The organism is Streptomyces sp. DF42 (assembly GCF_058267695.1).
Genome location: NZ_CM177859.1, coordinates 9,221,176 through 9,238,022, shown reverse-complemented (window position 1 = coordinate 9,238,022; position 16,847 = coordinate 9,221,176). Strand labels below are relative to the sequence as shown.

Below are 16,847 nucleotides of genomic sequence, written 5' to 3'. Positions count from 1 at the left end.
GGATCATGGGCGCGGACGGAGTCGGCACCCTCCTCAAGGTGCGCCTCCCGGTTCGGCTCGACGACGGACGGACCGTGGTTCACCTGGTCTGGGTCCACTTCCAGGCCCCGGTGATCGAGGAGTTCGTGGAGACGGTTGGCGCCGGCACCTTGGCGGGACACCGCTTCGAGGGTCTGCTCTGCAACGCGATCGGGCCCTGGGGCCAGGAGGTGCTGCGCGCGCCTGTCGTCCTGGAAGGCGGGCAGACCGGCGAGGACGGATCGATGCGCTACCGCGATGTGGTCGAGTCCGGCCACCCGCTGCTGAGCAAGGTGGTGCAGGAGCCCCGGCCTGCCGAGTTCGTGCTCGGCGCTCGCGATCCTCACCTGTACCCGAGCTGACGATGCGCGACAGGACCTCGATCTGCGGCCGCGGCTGCGGCAGGGCAGAGTGCGGGCGGTTTGCCCTCCTGACTGCCGTATGCACCGAATCGTGCGGTTGACCGCGCCGACAGGGGCACTCGCTCATCGTCCAGAAGCCCCGGAGCGCGGAGGAAGACGATGAATGCTCCCGTACGAAATCCCGGTGAGGGTCCCGGTTCGCGGAGAATCCTCGGCATCTATCTCAACGATCACCTGGCGGGCGCGACGGGCGGCGCCGAACTGGCGCACCGCATGGTCCAGGAGCACGGTGATTCGGCCTACGGCCCGGAACTGCGGAGCCTGGCGACGGAGATCTCTCAGGACCGGCAGGCCCTGCTCAGATTGATGGCGGACCTGGATGTCCCCACCAGGCGATACAAGGTCTACGGGGCATGGCTGGGCGAGAAGCTCGCACGGGTGAAGCCCAACGGTCGTCTGGTGCGTCGCTCCGGTCTCACGGTGCTGATCGAGCTCGAAGCCATACGCACGGGCGCCGGCGGCAAGTCGATGCTCTGGCGCACTCTGCTGTCGGCCGCCGCGGAGGAGCCGCGCCTGGACGCCGCCCGGCTGGAGGAGCTGCTGCGGCGGGCGGAGCGACAGATCACGGCACTGGACTCCCTGCACGCCAGGGCCGCCTCGGCGCTGCTCTCCCCCGCGGCGTCACCGCGGTCGGCATCGGCACCCGGTGCGGTAGGCAAGCCGTCGCCCGGTCAGGGCTGAGCAGGCAGGGCGCGAGGGCTGAGCAGGCAGGGCGCGAGAGTGGGGCGGCCGTCCGGTCGGCGGCACCAGCGCATCAGGGTCCGGCGCCTAGCTTTCCCGGTGAGGGGTATCCGGACGGTGCATCAACTTCATCTAATGGGATCGGCAGATGAGCATCGCGTGGCTGGGCACCGAACATTGCGCTTCAGCGTGGCCTTCGCCGAGGGCGCTGCCCGGGCGGTGGACGGGCGTCGTGCGCTCCAGGCCCTCCTGGAGCGTGCCGCACGCCTGGGCCACGTACCGCTGCCCTCCTCGACGGTCATGGACGCACAGCTGGTGATCAGTGAGTTGCTGACGAACGCGATGCTGCACGCTCCAGGGCCCTGCGGCCTGCTTCTGGAGCTGTCCGACACCGACCTGTCCGTCACCGTGTGGGACACGTCCCGCGAGCAGCCTGTGGCCCAGACGCGTGATCAAAAGCGTGTCGGCGGCCACGGGCTCCACCTCGTGCACGCCCTCAGCGACCGGTTCGGCACCGCCGCGCACCCTGCGGGAAAGCAGGTCACCGCACGCGTACACCTGGTCCCCGATCAGCCGCACCCCCGCCAGGCGGGCCAGGCGCACGAGAGTTCGTGAGCGGTCGGACACCGACGGGCGCGGTTCACGTGCCGTGGCCGACAGCGGCGGTACGCCGGACCGGATGGCCCGAGTGGGTCGGCGATCCGGGGCCGCATCTCGCAGGTCTCCCAGTGGGCGATGTGCAGCCTGCACCCGCCCGCCGCCCTCGGCGCACTCCGGCGCGATCCGGGTGCAAACCATCCGAGACACCGGAGGGATGCGGATTCTCCGCGGCAACGGGGCATACGGGAACCAGGCACGTGAGGATGACAGGCGACGACCGTACGAGCGGCGCCCGGGGCGGCAGCTCGATCACGCAGGAGGCGAGGACATGGCAGCAGCCGAGAGCACCGACACCGACCAGAGGCGGCCTCCGCGCCTTCCGCCTGCCGGGGTCGCCGACGCGCTGGAGGCCATCGGGGCCGGAGCCTACGTCGTGGACGAGCAGGGCCACATCGTCGCCGTCAACAGCCGCGCCGCACACCTGCTGGGCCGACCCGCCGCGGACCTCGTCGGCCACGACGCCCACGACCTGCTGCACCGCGGGCCCCAGGGTCAGCCGCTGCCCGCGAGTCAGTGCAGCATGCGCCAGGCGTTCCACGACGGACGTCCCGCCCAGGCCGACGAGGACTACTTCGCCCATGCCGACGGCTCCCTGCTCCGCATCTCCTGGCTGATCACGTCGTACGCCTTCGAAGACCACGGCACCGGCACGCTCGTCGTCTTCCACACCCCCGGCCAGGAACACCGGCCCGATCTTCGTCCGGAGCAGGACACGCAGCCGCTGAGCGAACTCCAACGACTGGCTCTGCTGGCCGAGACCACCACCCAGCTGACCTCCACCCTCGACGTCGACGAGGCGCTGCGCCGGCTGGTGACGCTGGTCGTGCCCCGGCTGGCCGACTGGGTCGTCATCGATCTGATCACCGAACGGGACGAGGTCTGGCGCACCACCGTGGTCGAAGCCGAGGGGGGCACGCTGACGTACCACGAGGACCTGGAGGGCCCCATGCCACCGGTGCCGGAGGAGTCGCCGATGCCTCTGTCCCGGGCCCTGCGCGGCATCGCCTCCACCTTGGCCGGACCCGAGACCTACCAGGTGGTTCCGGATTCCGGTATCGCCGTCGAGCAGCGTCGTCTGTTCGAGGCCACCGGTATCCACTCCGCGGCCATCGCGCCCATCCGCAGTACCCGCGCGGTCCTGGGAGCCCTCACCCTGGGGCGCGCCAAGATGCCGGGGGACTTCGCCACCACCGACCTTCCCCTGATCGAGGACGTCGCCCGCCGTGCCGGCCTCGCCCTGGACAACGCGCGTCTCTACCAGCGCCAGCGCAAGGTCGCCGAAACCATGCAGAACCACCTGCTGCCCCAGATGCCGCGCGTGCCCGGACTGCAGATGACCGTCCGCTACCTGCCCGCCCCTGACGCCTCCCAGGTCGGCGGCGACTGGTACGACGCCTTCACTCTCTCCGACGGCTCCACCGCCCTGGCCATCGGTGACGTCGTCGGCCACGACCTGGAGGCCGCAGCCGGCATGGCCCAGCTGCGCAACATGCTCCGCGCCTACGCCTGGTCCCAGCTGGAACCACCCAGCCGGATCGTCGAACGGCTCGACGGGGCGATCATGCGCATCACCGACGTCACCATGGCCACCCTCGTCTTCGGCCGGGTGACCGACACCGGGGACGGGCACTGGCAGCTGACCTGGACCAACGCGGGCCACCCCCCGCCCCTGCTCATCGCCCGCAACGGCCTGGCGCACTACCTGACCGACGGCCACGGTCTCCTGCTGGGCACCGGAGTCACCACACCGCGTCCCGACGCCACCATCCTCCTGCCGCCCGAGTCCACCCTGCTCCTGTACACGGACGGCCTCATCGAAGCCCCCGGCCACACCCTCGACGACGGCCTGAACCAGCTACGGCAACACGCCGCCGCCCTCGCCCACCGCCCCCTGGCCTCCTTCACCGACCAGCTCCTGCGCCGCGTCCAGCCACCCGGCAAGGACGATGTCGCCCTCCTCGCCCTGCGCACACCTCCGCGGGACAACCGGTCGTGAGGCGCGCCCGCCCCGCCGGCCGTGCACGACGTTGCGGACGGCGGCAAGTTTCTGCGGCGCGCCGATCATCGCCATGTGACCGGTGTCGAGGTCGACGACGTCTGCCCGGAGCAGGGCGATGGATCGCTGCTGCAGTTCCTCGACGTAGCACTGGTCGCGGGTGAGGCGCACATACGTCCGTGGGGTGTCCCGGCGGTAGCCGCTCAGGTCCACGGGTTCGTTCAGGAGAGCGGCCGAGTCGTCGGTCAGCCGGTCCAGGGCGTACGCGGCGGTCGCCTCGTCCATGTCGTTGCACAGGATCGCGGCGGCGCCCTCGCGGGTCTGCCGGTAGACCCCGGCGGTGATGGACCGCTGACAAGGCCGGAGGGGCGCGGCCGTCGCCGTGCCCCTCCGGCCTTTCCCGCGGTGGTGTCAGCGCACCCGCGTGTACTGGTTCACCCCGTCCACGAACGCCACCGTGGCCCGTCCGCGCAGTACGAGGACGTCCAGGTGCGCGGCCGTCTCGTTGACCGCGAGCATCTGGTTGAACGCGCTGAGCTCGGCGAAGGGCACTTCGCGCCGCGTCCAGCCCAGCCCGCGGGCCACGGCGTGCGCGTCGAGGGTGCTCTCGCCCAGTGCGGCAAGGGACTTGGCCAGCCGGTCGTCGTGGTGCGTGAGCAGCTCGGCTACGCGGGTGTGGGCGCTGTCGGCGACCGGCCCGTGCGCGGGCAGCAGCCGGGTGTCGGCGTACCGGGTCATCAGCCGCAGCGAGTCCAGGTAGTCGGCGAGCGGCCGGCCGCCCGGTTCGGCCAGGGGACTTCGCCCTTGGGCACGGTGGTGTTGGTTCCGATGCCGTTGGGGGCGCCGTACTGGACGGTCACGTACCCGGCGCCCTCCTTTCCGTCGACGGTGCCCTCCGAGGCTCCGGTGAGGACGTCGTCGTAGCCGTCGCCGTCGAAGTCGCTGTTGCGGTCGACGGCGGAGGTACCGCCGGGGACGCCCGCGAAGGCGGTCGGCGCGGCCAGGATGCCGGCTCCCGCCAACAGCAGGAAGGAGGCCGCTGCGACGGCGGCGGAGCCTGCGGTACGACGGGTGGTGCGCGCGGCGATGGTCATGTCTGGTTCCCCCGTTGGATGTTGATGATGCGTCAGTCATTCGTGAGGCACTGGTATCGGAAGGCACTGGTCTTGGTGCCAACGCAGGGTTCGACACGAGGGGCGCGGTTCGAGTTGTGGGACCCGAGCGGGCTGTGACGCACCGGTGACATCAGTTGCGTGAGCAGGACAACCGGGCGATCACCCCGCACGGGAAGCCGGCCTTCGACGGCGATGGCCCGCTCCGCGACGGCCGTGCAGGTCGGGCGGGAAACGTGGTGGAGCCGCTCGGCCAGGACCGGGACGGCCGGATCGGCTCCGGCCGCGGACAGTGGCGGCAGCCGGCGGCGTTGATCGTCTCGGTGGGGGCACTCCTGGTGTCCGACTTCAGCGCATTCAGCCATGCTGGAACAGGACGGCACATCCTTCCGCGACAAGGAGACCAGCATGTCGACGAACCCGGTCGGACGATTCCTGGCAGCGCTGGCCCCGGAGCACCGGGAGGCTGTCGGTGCCAGGCCACGCGAGGAGCAGGAACGCCTGGCGGCGGCCTGGGAGCGGGAACTGGACACCGACGACGACCTCGACACCCTCGACGAACTGTCGCCGCCGGCCGCGGAGGCGGAGGCGGCCCGCCGCGTCCTGGAGCGTGACGTCGGCCAGGACCTGAACAAGTGACGCGGACGGGCGTGAGCGGCCGTCGTCGGTAGGGACGCGGTGAGTCAGTCGGAGTCGGTGTTATCCGGTCGCGACAGGGGCCCCGCCGAACTACCCTCACCTGGGCCGGCACCACCTGCTCGTCAGCCGCCCGGCGCATCCGGTACGAGACGGGGAGACAGCGAAACGTGGACGGTGCCCAGCTCGTCGCGGCGGTCCGGCAGGGAGACGCGGAGGCCGTGAGCGCGCTGCTGGAGGCGGGAGCCGCCCCGGACACGGTCACGTCCGACGGCCTGCCCGTGCTGTGTCTCGCTGTCGCCGCCTATGACGCCGCCGTCGCATACGAGTTGGTCGAGGGCGGGGCGGATCCCGACCGAGTGCTGCCGGACGGAACGACTCCGCTGGTACGGGCGGTCGAAGGCGGCTCACCGGCGGTGACGGAGGCCGTGCTGGGCCGGGAGCCCCGGCTTCGCCTGCCCGAGGCCGGACGCGAGCGGCTGCTGGCCCTGGCCCGGCAGTGGCACGAGCGAGGCGCGGAGGGCGAACTCCGGCGCAGGACGGGCGAGTCGGGCCCCGCACACCGGGCCCGGGTCATGGACGACGAGTACAGCCAGGTGTCACAGCTGACGCTCGGCGACCGCACCGTGCGCGCCGGGCACAGCGCGATCCTCACGGACCTGGAGTGGGCCTTCCGCATCCTGACGCCGGTGGCGGAGCTGGTGGCCAGGGCCGTGGAACAGCGCGATCGGGACCATGTCGCATGGGCGTCCGCCCGATGGGTGCTCAGCGAACGCCGCAGCAGACAGACGTGGTCGGCCGTCATGGCGTACCGGCACTGCCCGGATCCGGAACACCGTCGCTTCGTCCTCGACGTCCTCGGCTCCTATCTGCTGTCCCCGGGCAGTTGGCGGAACTCCCACGAGACGGAAGCGGCCGACATGCTCGCCGCCTGGGTCGCGGACGGTGAGGAGAACCCCGAGATCCTCGCCGAGGTGCTCCACGTCCTGAATGAAACGGAGTACCGGGAAGCGGAGACCGTCGGACTCCGGCTCGCCGCTCACCCGGACCCCGGCGTCCGGGCCCGGGTTCCCTGCCTCCTCGTCAGTTGGGACGCCTCCTCGGGGGCTTCCTTCAGCGCGACGGCCCGTACCGCACTGCTGGTGCAGGCCGGTGACCAGGACTGGGGTGTGCGGGCCTCGGCCGGCCGAGCGCTCAGTGCGGCACACGACTCCAGCCCGGAGGTGACGGAGGCGATCGTCGGGCTGCTCCGGGATCCGGTGGCAGGGGTGCGGGCCTGCGTCGCGGAGGCCGTCGCGGAGGGCCGGGACCGGACGACGGCCCTCGCCGACGCACTCGTGCCCCTGCTCGACGAGGACGACTTCAGTACGCGGCTCAATGCCGCCTACGGCCTCCTGAGGCGGGACGACCCGCGCACGGAGCAGGCGATCGAGCGGGTCGGTTCCTTCTCCCGCCCCGGATTCGAGCACGACCACCGCATCTCCGCGATGTGGAGATGGCAGTGGGACCGGGACCACCCTCCCACCGCCACCGGCCACTGACTGCCCTCCCCGCGGCGCCTCGTGTTCTCGGTGGGACGGTCACCCCTCGGCGCCGTCCTGGACGAGCCCGGCGATGTGGTCGATGACCGTGTCGAGGATGTCCGTCCAGGCGGACTCGTCGCCGAGTACGAGGTAGTTGAGGGTCAGGCCGTCGGTCATGGCGGCCAGATAGCGGGCCAACGTGGCGACTGGCACCCGGAGTCGGAGATCCATGCTGCCGCGCAGCCCGCGGATGAGTTCGGTGTAGGCGTCGCCGTACAGCTCGTACTGCCGTCGGGCCAGGTGCTCGAACCCCGGCTCGCGCAGGGCGTATTGCGTCAGTTCGTACGTCAGCATGTGCTCGTCGGGATGCGCGCGGACATGGTCCCCGTACGCCTCGAAGCCTGCCCGGACGGTTTCCACGAGTGTGGTCCTGGGCCGCAGGGCCTGCTTCACCACGGCCACGGAGTGGTCGGTGAGGGCGGTGATGACCGCCTCGACGAGGGCCTGCTTGGAGTCGAAACAGTAGTGGAAGACGCTCAGGGACACGCCCGCTTCGGCGGCGATGGACCGGGTCGTCGTCTTGGCGACGCCGTCCCGGGCCATCGCCCTGATCGCCGCTTCCGTCAGCTGTCCGCGCCGCTGAGCCGACGGCATGCGTGCCATGTGTGTCCTCGGGTGTCGCGACCTCGATCAGGCGCTGTGAACGCCCACGTCATACAGCGAGTATCCCCAGTCGGTACCGCGCTCGATGCCGTGGACCCGAACATAGCGGGCCGGGGTGCCGGTGAACCTGGCGGTGTCCAGGCCGCCGTCGCCCGAGGTGGTGGACCAGACGTTCTGCCAGTGCGTGCCGTCGGTGGACAGCTCGATGCGGTACGCCTTCCCGTACGCCCGCTCCCAGTCCAGCGTGACGCGGCCGACCAGGTTCGTGGCGCCCAGGTCGACCTGCCACCACTGGTCGTCGCTCCAGTCACTGGCCCACCGGGAGCGGCCGTCGCCGTCGACGGCCCGCCCCGGCAGGTAGCTGGTGAACGGGTTCCATTCGGACGAACTGGCCGTCGCCGTACGGCCCTTGGCGAGGTCGACCGACCCCTGGTGCTGCTCGGTCGCCCCCCAGGTGCCCAGGTAGGACTCGGCGCCACGGAAGAGGTCGTCGACCACGTCCTGGCCGCCGACCCGCCGGATGTCCTCGAGCCAGTCCGGGATCATGCCGACGTGGGCGCCGCCGTCGGTGTTGATGTCGAAGGTGCGCTCACCGGTCGTCAGCTTGTCGACGACCGAGCCGCCGTCGGCGCTCTTGAAGGGGTACGTCACCTTGTTCGCGGCGTCCGCGCCGCGCGGGGCGGGATGGTCGCCGACTCCGTTGAAGTCGGTGCCGAAGCCGTAGCCCACGTGGTACTTGTCGCGCAGCGCCTCCGTGCGCTTCGCCTCCGCGACGAACCCCTCCGAGCCGTGCATGTACTGGGCGGCGAAGCCGCCGAGGGAGTAGACCCGCTCGGTCCAGTTCAGGTCCATCCAGCTGTGCGAGGAGATCACGCCGGGATAGGACGCGGCCTCGAACATGTCGAGGGCCCGACCGGCCGCCTTGACGCTCATGTGGTCGATCTCCAGCATCATCTTGCGCTGCATCATGCCGCGCACCGCATACTCGCCGAGGTCGGTGAGCCCACGTTTGTTGCACTGGGCGTCGCTGTCGTAGGAGGGGACGTTCACGCCTGCGGGCAGGTCCTTCTCCGCGCTGGAGGAGGCGTTGCCGATGGGGTTGTCGTGCTGCGGGCCGGTGCACTTCTCGGTCTGCCAGAAGGTTCCGGTCGACAGGAACTGCCCGACGTTGATGGCGGTTCCGAGGCCGCCGGAGTCGAAGCGGACGCCGCACAGCGCGTTGTCGAACTTGTGGCACAGGAACATCGAGCGCACGCCGAGCCCGTACAACTCGTCGAGCCCCTTGTCGATGTCAGCCTTGCTGCACTGCGGGATGTCGAGGACCTGCTTGCAGCCGAACGGCTCGGAGGTCTCGACGCCGAGGATGACCGCCAACCTGCCCTGCTTGATGACCTCGCGCGCCTGCGTGCTGTCGGTGACGATCCGGAACCAGCCCTTGCCGGTGCCGCCGTACATCTTGTCGATGTAGTCCTGCAGGGCGTACGTCATCTTCGCCTGCAGCCGGATCGACGTCATCTCGTCGCAGCTGCGGTCCTTGAACGGGTAGACGGAGCAGATCACGCCGTTGGTGACGAGGTCGTTGACGAGCACCCGCTGTCCGCCGCGCCAGGCCCGCTCCACCCAGGCGTAGTAGTCCGCCTGATGGGTCATCGAGTCGTACGCCGGCCAGTCCTTGAAGGTGGGCCAGCCGACCGGGTCGTGCTTCCCGTCGCCGCCGTGGGTGATGTAGTCGAAGATCGCGAGTGTGCCGTCGGGGTAGTGCTCGGGACAGTCCTTGAGGGCGTCGGCGACCCCGGCCTCGGAGAACACCTTGCCGCAGATCAGCCGCCCGCCGAAGGCCTCGTTCGAGAAAAGGTGGTTGTGGGCGTCGACGAACCCGCGCACCTTGCCCGCGGAGTCGGTGCCGGTGAACGGTTCGCCGGTGACGTCGATCTGGGAGTCGGGGTGGGGGCGTGCGGTCGGGATCCACCAGTCGCCGGCGGCGGCCGAACTCGGTGCGGGGCCGAGGGCCATGGCCAGCACCAGCAGGAGCAGCGACAGCACGGTGACGTTCTTGCGTCTGCGGTACCAGCGTCGGGTCAGCGTCACGGCCCACGTCCCTCGGTCGGCGGGATGGCGGGTTGACCGACCCATGAGGTTGTCATGACCCGCACAATGCATGGGAGAGAATCGCGGCAGGCGCCTTACGAGTCAAGAGTCCGGGACGCTTGACCTGATAAATGAGAGGCGATGGACCGCACGCCGGGGATGCCGGGGTCCGCGATGCCCTCGGCCCGGGCGAGGAAGGCGCGGTCGGGCGCCCTCTTCGAGCCGCTCACAAACGGAATGCTTCCTTCGGTGAGTTCGCCGAAAGTATGGTGATCCCGTGAAGGCACTCCTGTTGTCCGGTGGCTCAGGTACCCGTTTGCGCCCCATCACTCATACGTCGGCGAAACAACTCGTACCGGTCGCCAACAAACCGGTGCTGTTCTACGGTCTGGAGGCGATCGCAGAGGCGGGCATCACCCAGGTCGGGATCATCGTCGGCGACACGGCCGAGGAGATACGGGACGCGGTCGGCGACGGTTCCGCGTTCGGCCTCGACGTCACCTACATCCCGCAGACCGCGCCCCTGGGGCTGGCCCACGCGGTGCTGATCGCCCGTGAGTTCCTGGGCGAGGACGACTTCGTGATGTACCTCGGTGACAACTTCGTCGTCGGTGGCATCACGGATCTGGTGGACGGATTCCGCACCGAGCGGCCTCAGGCGCAGATCCTGTTGACGAAGGTGGCGAACCCGACCGCCTTCGGGGTGGCCGAGCTGGACGCGGCCGGCCGGGTGGTCGGCCTGGAGGAGAAACCCGGGCACCCCAAGAGTGATCTGGCGTTGGTGGGCGTCTATCTCTTCACCCCGGCCGTGCATGAGGCAGTGCGCTCGATCAAGCCGTCCGGGCGCGGCGAGCTGGAGATCACCGACGCCCTGCAGTGGATGATCGACGCCGGACGTGATGTGCGTTCCACGATGATCTCCGGGTACTGGAAGGACACCGGGAACGTCACCGACATGCTGGAGGTCAACCGCTCGGTACTGGAGACCCTGGAGCGCAGGGTCGACGGAACGGTGGACGACCAGAGCGAACTCATCGGCCGGGTGTGCGTGGAGGCCGGGGCGAAGGTGACGGGCAGCCGGATCGTGGGCCCGGCGGTCGTCGGCGCGAACACCGTGATCACCGATTCCTACGTCGGCCCCTTCACCTCGATCGCCGACGACTGCCGGATCCAGGACAGCGAGATCGAGTACTCGATCGTGCTGCGCGATTCCACGGTCAGCGGCGTCCGGCGGGTGGAGGCCTCGCTCATCGGCCGCAACGTCGAGGTGACTCCCGCGCCCCGCAGGCCGGCCGCCCACCGTTTCGTCCTCGGCGACCACAGCAAGGTGCAGATCTCCTCATGACAGCCAGAATCCTGGTGACCGGCGGCGCGGGTTTCATCGGCTCCACCGGCGCCACCGGGATGCTCGGCAAGGACGTCATGGCGCGGCTGCGGCGGACCGGCGAGCGGACCGCCGGTCTGGCCCGGACCGGCCTTGACAGCACCACCACCGACGCCGACACGGTGCACGACGCGGACGCACCGAGCGGGCCCGCCGGTGTTCACCACGGCGCCGGCGGTGGTCAGGCGACCTGGTTCGACCTGGCTCGCGAAGTCCTACGGCTGCTCGGCGGGGACCCCGGCCGCGTCCGGCCGACCACCGGTGCCGCCTTCGTGCGTCGCGCTCCGCGTCCCGCGTACAGCGTCCTGGGGCACGAGAGCCGGCGCCTGGCGGGAATCGACTCCATCCGCTGCCGGCGCGAGGCGCCCGAGGCGGCGTTTCCGGTTCTGCTCGACGAGAAGAAAGGTTCAGTCCGGTGAGCTTCAAGATGCAGCCGACCGCCCAGGTCGACGACAGTGCCACGGTCGGCGACGGAACGACGGTCTGGGATCTGGCCCAGATTCGGGAGGACGCCCGGCTGGGCAGCGGGTGCATCGTGGGCCGGGGGGCGTACGTCGGCCCCGGTGTCCGGATCGGCGACCACGTGAAGCTCCAGAACCACGCGTTGGTATACGAACCCGCGGTGCTCGGTGACGGGGTGTTCGTCGGCCCGGCGGCCGTCCTCACCAACGACTACTTCCCCCGTTCCGTGGACCCGCAGGGCAGGTTGAAGCGCGGTGGCGACTGGGAGGCCGTGGCGGTGACGGTGGCCGAGGGGGCCTCGCTGGGGGCCCGCTCGGTGTGCGTCGCGCCGGTGCGCGTCGGCCGTTGGGCGATGGTCGCGGCGGGTGCCGTGGTGACCCGGGACGTGCCGGACTTCGCCCTGGTGGCCGGGGTTCCGGCGCGCCGGATCGGCTGGGTGGGCCGGGCCGGCGTACGACTGGTCGAGCGGGACGGGGAACCGGGTACGTGGGAGTGCCCCGAGACGGGCGCGCTGCACTACGAGAAGGACGGTGAACTCGTCGAACGCGCATGACTCAGGTTTCCGCCAAATCGCAAATCTTCGAACATTCACCGGCATAACATGTGTGCGAACTGTGCAGCCCAAGCACAATGAGCACACGAACCAGTAGTGCCCAGGGGGGTTACCGGGTGGGAACACCTGTGTCCGAAGCGAGGAGCGGCATCCGCTCCGAGGCCTGACGTCTGCCTTGCCTCCACCGCCCGACCGTCCGTGTCGAGGCGTTCACAACTCTGCGCGAAATCAGGGGGTTGGTGTGTCCAACCGATGACCAACACACGTCTCGCGGCGCTCGGTGACGAGGACCCGCCGCTGCTCGCACTCGCCCAACGGCTGCTCGCAGTCGCCGAGTCGGGGCTGCCGTCCATGCTGCTCCCGGGCGGGGAGGCCTTCGTCCACACCATGGCCGGGCGGCAAGCCCCCGATGGTTCCTGGACCCTGGAACGGCGTGGCACCAGCACCCGCTACGCCGCCATCACCGTCCTGGGCGCCCGGTATCTCCCCGAGGACCGCCAGCGCGCGGCGCTCGGCGGGCGTACGGCCCAGGAGTTCGCGGGTCTGCTCGTCGAATCGCTGCCCGCGGTGACCAACCTCGGCGACGCGGCGCTCATCGCCTGGGCCGCCGCCGAGACCGAACATCCCAAACTGTCCGACGCCCTCGACCGGGTCGAGGCGCTGAACGTGGCGGGCCGGCCGCAGTACACCGTAGAGGCGGCGTGGGTGCTGTCCGCCCTCGCGGCGGCTCGTGACACGGTCGACGTGGAGAGACGTTTCACCGCGGCTCGGGACCGTCTGCTGCGAGCCCGGATCGGAGACAGCGCGCTGTTCCCGCACGCCACCGCACCCGGTCTGGTGCCCTGGTACCGGGCGCATGTGAGTTGCTTCGCCGACCAGACCTATCCGCTGCAGGCCCTGGCCCGCGCCCACGCCAGCGGGGACGGCGACCCGGAGGCGCTGGCCGCGTCCGAGGCGTGCGCGGCGCGCATCTGCGAGCTGCAGGGCGAGGGCGGCCAGTGGTGGTGGCACTACGACGCGCGCACCGGCGGTGTCGTGGAGGGCTACCCGGTCTACAGCGTCCACCAGCACGCGATGGCGCCGACCGCGCTGTTCGACCTCACCGACGCCGGCGGCACCGACTTCGGCGCGGCGATCCGCAAGGGCCTGCGCTGGATGACGGACGTACCCGAACTGGCCGGCTCGCAGCACCGGGAGCCCATGATCCTCGACAAACTCGGTGCCACCTGGCGCAAGGTCTACCGGGGCGACCCGAAGAAGGCCGTACGCGCCGCCCGGGGCCTGTCCACCCGGGTCGCTCCGGGCCTGCGGCTGAAGTCCTTGGACCGGGTGTACCGCCCGCTGTCCGTGGATCGCGAATGCCGGCCGTACGAATTCGGCTGGATGCTCTACGCCTGGCAGGGGGGCCGAATATGAGCGGGCGTCGGACGCTGTTCGGGGTCGAGCTGGACCCGCTGACCATGGACGAGACCGTGCAGCGCTGCCTGGCGGCGGTGCGGGACGGCCGACAGCTGGAGATCGGGGTGGTCAACGCCGCGAAGCTGGTGAACATGCGGCGCAACGAGCGGCTCGCCGAGGCCGTGGCGGGTTGCGATCTCGTCCTCGCCGACGGACAGGCCGTGGTGTGGGCCGGCCGGATACTGCGGGCGCCGCTGCCGGAGCGGGTCGCCGGAATCGACCTGTTCCTGCGGCTGCTCGCCGAGGCGGAGACGTCGGGCATCCCCGTGTACTTCCTCGGCGCCAAGCAGGACGTGCTGCAGCAGATGCTGCTCCAGGTGGCCGACCGCTTCCCCGGCCTGAAGGTGGCCGGCAGCCGCAACGGCTACTTCGACGACCTGGAGCAGGAGGCGATCGCGGACGCCATCGCGCGAAGCGGCGCCCAGATGCTGTTCCTTGGCATGACCTCGCCGAAGAAGGAGATCTTCACCGCCGCCCACGGCGCCCGCACCGGCGCCCGCGTGGTGCACGGCGTCGGCGGCTCCTTCGACATCCTGGCCGGGGTCACCAAGCGGGCTCCGGTCTCCTGGCAGCGGTGGGGCCTTGAGTGGCTCTACCGCGCGCTGCAGGAGCCGCGCCGCCTGGGCCGTCGCTACCTCACCACCAATGTCTCCTTCCTCCTCATGACGGCGCGCGAGCTGATCCGGCCCACCCCGTCGACAGCCTCCGCGAACAGGAGTCACTGATGCGTGTCGTCGTGGTCGGACAGGGATACGTCGGCCTGCCCCTGGCCGTTCGGGCAGCCGAGGTCGGATACGAGGTGATCGGCTACGACGTCGACGCCCGGCGGATCAAGAGCCTTGCCGCAGGTGAGTCCTTCGTCGAGGACGTGTCGTCCGAGCGGATCCGCGCGGCACTGGACAACGGCAGCTACCGCCCGAGTGAATCGGCGCGCGACTGCGGCGGTTTCGACATCGCCGTCGTGACCGTGCCGACACCGCTGCACGAGGGAACGCCGGACCTGCGGTACATCCGGGAGTCGGCGGTCACCCTCGCCCGCTACCTGCGCCCCGGAGCGACGGTCGTCCTGGAGTCGACGACCTACCCCGGCACCACCCAGGAGCTGTTCGCGCCGATCCTCGAGGAGGGCTCGGGCCTGGTCGCGGGCAGCGACTTCCACCTGGGCTACAGCCCGGAGCGGATCGATCCCGGGAACGCCGTGTGGGGCTTCCAGCAGACCCCGAAGGTCGTCTCCGGTGTCAACGAGGCCTCCCTCAAGGCCGTTCAGGACTTCTACGGGCAACTCGTCGACACCGTCGTGCCGGTGGGTTCGCCCAAGGAGGCCGAGCTCGCCAAGCTGCTGGAGAACACCTTCCGGCATGTGAACATCGCCCTGGTCAACGAGATCGCGATGTTCGCCCACCACCTGGACATCGACGTCTGGCAGGCCATCGACGCCGCCTCCACCAAGCCGTTCGGGTTCATGAAGTTCACGCCCGGACCGGGTGTCGGCGGCCACTGCCTGCCGATCGACCCCTCCTACCTCTCCTGGCGCGTGCAGCGCGAACTCGGCCAGAGCTTCCGCTTCGTGGAGCTGGCCAACGACATCAACAACCACATGCCCGAGTACGTGGCGCGCCGGATCGGCGACCTCTTCAACGACCGGCGCCGCTCCGTGAACGGCTCGCGGATCCTGCTGCTCGGTCTGGCGTACAAGAAGAACACCGGCGACGCCCGCGAGTCGCCCGCCCTGCGCATCTCCCGACTGCTGCTCGACATGGGGGCCCAGGTCAGGGCCGCGGACCCGCACGTCGTCGAGGGCCTGCCGGTGGACAACCGGCTGGTCCGGGTCGAACCGACGCCCAAGGAGCTGGCGGCCGCCGACGTGGTGGTCCTGCTGACCGACCACGACAGCTTCGACTACGAACTCATCGCCGAGCACGCCCCCTTCGTTCTCGACTGCCGCAGACGGCTGCCGTCCGGACCCACGATCGAGGTGCTCTGAGTCATGCCGCGCATCGTGTGCGTCGCCGGGGCACGCCCCAACTACATGAAGATCAAACCGGTGATGGACGCCCTGGAACGCCGGGGCGCCGAGGTGCTCCTCGTCCATACCGGCCAGCACTACGACCCGGCCATGAACGACGTGTTCTTCGCCGACCTCGGCATCCGCCCGCCCGACCGCTTCCTCGGGGTCGGCTCCGGCACCCACGCCGAGCAGACCGGGCGGGTGATGACCGCGTTCGAGCCGCTCCTGGAGGAGTTGTCGCCGGACGTCGTGGTCGTGGTCGGTGACATCAACTCCACGCTGGCCTGCGCCCTGGTGACCGCCAAGGCAGGGCCACTGCTGGCCCATGTCGAGGCCGGTCTGCGCAGCCGCGACTGGGGCATGCCGGAGGAGGTCAACCGGGTCGCCACCGACCGGGTCAGCGACTACCTGCTGGCCCCCTCCCCCGACGCCGCCGTGAACCTGCGCGCGGAGGGGTACCGCGAGGACCAGATCCATCTGGTCGGCAACGTCATGATCGACACGCTGCTGGCCAACCTGGAACGGGCCCGCGCCTCGGACATCCTCCATCGATACGGCCTGTCCAGGGGCGAGTTCGGCCTGGTCACGCTGCACCGGCCCGCCAACGTGGACGATCCGGAGGTGCTCGCCGGGCTCCTGAAGGCCCTGGGCGAGATCGCCGGCCGCTGCCCGCTCCTGCTGCCCGTGCACCCGCGCGCGGCCGGACGGCTGGCCGAGATCGGTGTGCCCGGGGGCGTCCGCCTGGTGCCGCCCGCCGGATATCTGGACTTCATCGCCCTGCAGGACTCCGCTCGCGTGGTGCTGACCGACTCCGGTGGTGTGCAGGAGGAAACCACCGCGCTGGGTGTGCCGTGCGTGACCCTGCGGGACAACACCGAGCGCCCCATCACCGTCGAGCAGGGCACCAACGTGCTGGCCGGCCGGGATCCGGCACGGATCGTGGCCACCGTGAACGTGGTGCTGGACGTGCCGCCCGCGCCGCGCCGGCCCGACCTGTGGGACGGCCGCGCGAGCGAACGCATCGCCGACGTGCTGCTGGAGGGAGGCACCGCGGCCACCCGGCCGAGACCGACCGACCAGCCGAGAACGGGCGGCCGACCGAGCCCCATCGAACAGCCGAGACCCACGAAACGAACGTTCCCCATATGATCCGCTCGCAACATATGCTCGTCGAACGTCTGGT

16 protein-coding genes and 1 pseudogene are annotated in these 16,847 nt (G+C 70.3%); 13 read left to right on the top strand and 4 right to left on the bottom strand.

The window, feature by feature from the left end; translation table 11 throughout:
• Window positions 1-5 precede the first annotated feature (5 nt).
• The 4 genes from ACYUED_RS42375 (at window position 6) to ACYUED_RS42360 (ending at window position 3,777) form a co-directional block, all read left to right on the top strand.
• Window positions 6-380, top strand: a complete 375-nt coding sequence (locus ACYUED_RS42375; RefSeq protein WP_491289713.1) for a hypothetical protein — start codon at window positions 6-8, stop codon at window positions 378-380.
• Between the two features lie 159 nt (window positions 381-539).
• On the top strand, window positions 540-1,121 hold the full coding sequence (locus ACYUED_RS42370; RefSeq protein WP_491289712.1) for a hypothetical protein: 582 nt from the start codon (window positions 540-542) through the stop codon (window positions 1,119-1,121).
• 159 nt (window positions 1,122-1,280) lie between these two features.
• Complete coding sequence (locus tag ACYUED_RS42365) at window positions 1,281-1,736, top strand: ATP-binding protein (protein ID WP_491289711.1); 456 nt, start codon at window positions 1,281-1,283, stop codon at window positions 1,734-1,736.
• Between the two features lie 313 nt (window positions 1,737-2,049).
• Complete coding sequence (locus ACYUED_RS42360) at window positions 2,050-3,777, top strand: PP2C family protein-serine/threonine phosphatase (protein WP_491289710.1); 1,728 nt, start codon at window positions 2,050-2,052, stop codon at window positions 3,775-3,777.
• A gap of 411 nt (window positions 3,778-4,188) precedes the next feature.
• Here the strand turns inward: ACYUED_RS42360 and ACYUED_RS42355 are convergent, their stop codons facing one another.
• On the bottom strand, window positions 4,189-4,515 hold the full coding sequence (locus ACYUED_RS42355) for a hypothetical protein (protein WP_491289709.1): 327 nt from the start codon (window positions 4,513-4,515) through the stop codon (window positions 4,189-4,191).
• Window positions 4,516-4,577: 62 nt separating this feature from the next.
• Window positions 4,578-4,871 (bottom strand): annotated as a pseudogene (locus ACYUED_RS42350) (esterase); the annotation flags it as partial.
• 426 nt (window positions 4,872-5,297) lie between these two features.
• Between ACYUED_RS42350 and ACYUED_RS42345 the strand changes: the two are divergent.
• Both ACYUED_RS42345 and ACYUED_RS42340 read left to right on the top strand, forming a co-directional pair.
• On the top strand, window positions 5,298-5,528 hold the full coding sequence (locus ACYUED_RS42345; protein WP_491289708.1) for a hypothetical protein: 231 nt from the start codon (window positions 5,298-5,300) through the stop codon (window positions 5,526-5,528).
• Between the two features lie 167 nt (window positions 5,529-5,695).
• Window positions 5,696-7,066: a HEAT repeat domain-containing protein gene (locus ACYUED_RS42340; protein ID WP_491289707.1), complete on the top strand. Its 1,371-nt coding sequence runs from the start codon at window positions 5,696-5,698 to the stop codon at window positions 7,064-7,066.
• Between the two features lie 39 nt (window positions 7,067-7,105).
• Here ACYUED_RS42340 and ACYUED_RS42335 read toward each other — a convergent pair whose 3' ends face one another.
• Both ACYUED_RS42335 and ACYUED_RS42330 read right to left on the bottom strand, forming a co-directional pair.
• Window positions 7,106-7,711: a TetR/AcrR family transcriptional regulator gene (locus ACYUED_RS42335; protein WP_491289706.1), complete on the bottom strand. Its 606-nt coding sequence runs from the start codon at window positions 7,709-7,711 to the stop codon at window positions 7,106-7,108.
• A gap of 27 nt (window positions 7,712-7,738) precedes the next feature.
• Entirely contained in the window at window positions 7,739-9,844 is a 2,106-nt protein-coding gene (locus ACYUED_RS42330; protein ID WP_491289705.1) for a galactose-binding domain-containing protein, read from the bottom strand.
• 232 nt (window positions 9,845-10,076) lie between these two features.
• Here ACYUED_RS42330 and ACYUED_RS42325 point away from each other — a divergent pair, with 232 nt between their 5' ends.
• The 7 genes from ACYUED_RS42325 to wecB all read left to right on the top strand — a co-directional run bounded on the left by ACYUED_RS42325 (window position 10,077) and on the right by wecB (window position 16,813).
• Window positions 10,077-11,144, top strand: a complete 1,068-nt coding sequence (locus ACYUED_RS42325) for a glucose-1-phosphate thymidylyltransferase (RefSeq protein WP_491289704.1) — start codon at window positions 10,077-10,079, stop codon at window positions 11,142-11,144.
• A complete protein-coding gene (locus tag ACYUED_RS42320; protein WP_491289703.1) occupies window positions 11,141-11,602 on the top strand; it encodes a sugar nucleotide-binding protein in 462 nt (153 codons plus the stop codon). The genes ACYUED_RS42325 and ACYUED_RS42320 overlap by 4 nt, the downstream gene beginning before the upstream one ends.
• A gap of 8 nt (window positions 11,603-11,610) precedes the next feature.
• Window positions 11,611-12,198, top strand: coding sequence for an acyltransferase (locus tag ACYUED_RS42315; RefSeq protein ID WP_491294688.1), 588 nt, complete (start codon window positions 11,611-11,613; stop codon window positions 12,196-12,198).
• Between the two features lie 252 nt (window positions 12,199-12,450).
• The gene (locus ACYUED_RS42310) at window positions 12,451-13,614 is read left to right on the top strand and encodes a hypothetical protein (RefSeq protein ID WP_491289702.1); all 1,164 of its coding nucleotides are present in this window, start codon (window positions 12,451-12,453) and stop codon (window positions 13,612-13,614) included.
• On the top strand, window positions 13,611-14,381 hold the full coding sequence (locus tag ACYUED_RS42305) for a WecB/TagA/CpsF family glycosyltransferase (protein ID WP_491289701.1): 771 nt from the start codon (window positions 13,611-13,613) through the stop codon (window positions 14,379-14,381). The genes ACYUED_RS42310 and ACYUED_RS42305 overlap by 4 nt, the downstream gene beginning before the upstream one ends.
• Complete coding sequence (locus tag ACYUED_RS42300; RefSeq protein WP_491289700.1) at window positions 14,381-15,640, top strand: nucleotide sugar dehydrogenase; 1,260 nt, start codon at window positions 14,381-14,383, stop codon at window positions 15,638-15,640. The genes ACYUED_RS42305 and ACYUED_RS42300 overlap by 1 nt, the downstream gene beginning before the upstream one ends.
• A 3-nt stretch (window positions 15,641-15,643) precedes the next feature.
• Entirely contained in the window at window positions 15,644-16,813 is a 1,170-nt protein-coding gene (wecB, locus tag ACYUED_RS42295; protein ID WP_491289699.1) for a non-hydrolyzing UDP-N-acetylglucosamine 2-epimerase, read from the top strand.
• Window positions 16,814-16,847: the final 34 nt, after the last annotated feature.

What these genes read in the sequence shown, in the direction of transcription:
- ACYUED_RS42375 (WP_491289713.1), top strand. Translation starts at nt 6, where the DNA reads ATGGGCGCGGACGGAGTCGGCACCCTCCTCAAGGTGCGCCTCCCGGTT.
- ACYUED_RS42370 (WP_491289712.1), top strand. Translation starts at nt 540, where the DNA reads ATGAATGCTCCCGTACGAAATCCCGGTGAGGGTCCCGGTTCGCGGAGA.
- ACYUED_RS42360 (WP_491289710.1), top strand. Translation starts at nt 2,050, where the DNA reads ATGGCAGCAGCCGAGAGCACCGACACCGACCAGAGGCGGCCTCCGCGC.
- ACYUED_RS42355 (WP_491289709.1), bottom strand. Translation starts at nt 4,515, where the DNA reads ATGACCCGGTACGCCGACACCCGGCTGCTGCCCGCGCACGGGCCGGTC.
- ACYUED_RS42345 (WP_491289708.1), top strand. Translation starts at nt 5,298, where the DNA reads ATGTCGACGAACCCGGTCGGACGATTCCTGGCAGCGCTGGCCCCGGAG.
- ACYUED_RS42335 (WP_491289706.1), bottom strand. Translation starts at nt 7,711, where the DNA reads ATGGCACGCATGCCGTCGGCTCAGCGGCGCGGACAGCTGACGGAAGCG.
- ACYUED_RS42330 (WP_491289705.1), bottom strand. Translation starts at nt 9,844, where the DNA reads ATGGGTCGGTCAACCCGCCATCCCGCCGACCGAGGGACGTGGGCCGTG.
- ACYUED_RS42320 (WP_491289703.1), top strand. Translation starts at nt 11,141, where the DNA reads ATGACAGCCAGAATCCTGGTGACCGGCGGCGCGGGTTTCATCGGCTCC.
- ACYUED_RS42315 (WP_491294688.1), top strand. Translation starts at nt 11,611, where the DNA reads ATGCAGCCGACCGCCCAGGTCGACGACAGTGCCACGGTCGGCGACGGA.
- ACYUED_RS42310 (WP_491289702.1), top strand. Translation starts at nt 12,451, where the DNA reads ATGACCAACACACGTCTCGCGGCGCTCGGTGACGAGGACCCGCCGCTG.
- ACYUED_RS42305 (WP_491289701.1), top strand. Translation starts at nt 13,611, where the DNA reads ATGAGCGGGCGTCGGACGCTGTTCGGGGTCGAGCTGGACCCGCTGACC.
- ACYUED_RS42300 (WP_491289700.1), top strand. Translation starts at nt 14,381, where the DNA reads ATGCGTGTCGTCGTGGTCGGACAGGGATACGTCGGCCTGCCCCTGGCC.
- wecB (WP_491289699.1), top strand. Translation starts at nt 15,644, where the DNA reads ATGCCGCGCATCGTGTGCGTCGCCGGGGCACGCCCCAACTACATGAAG.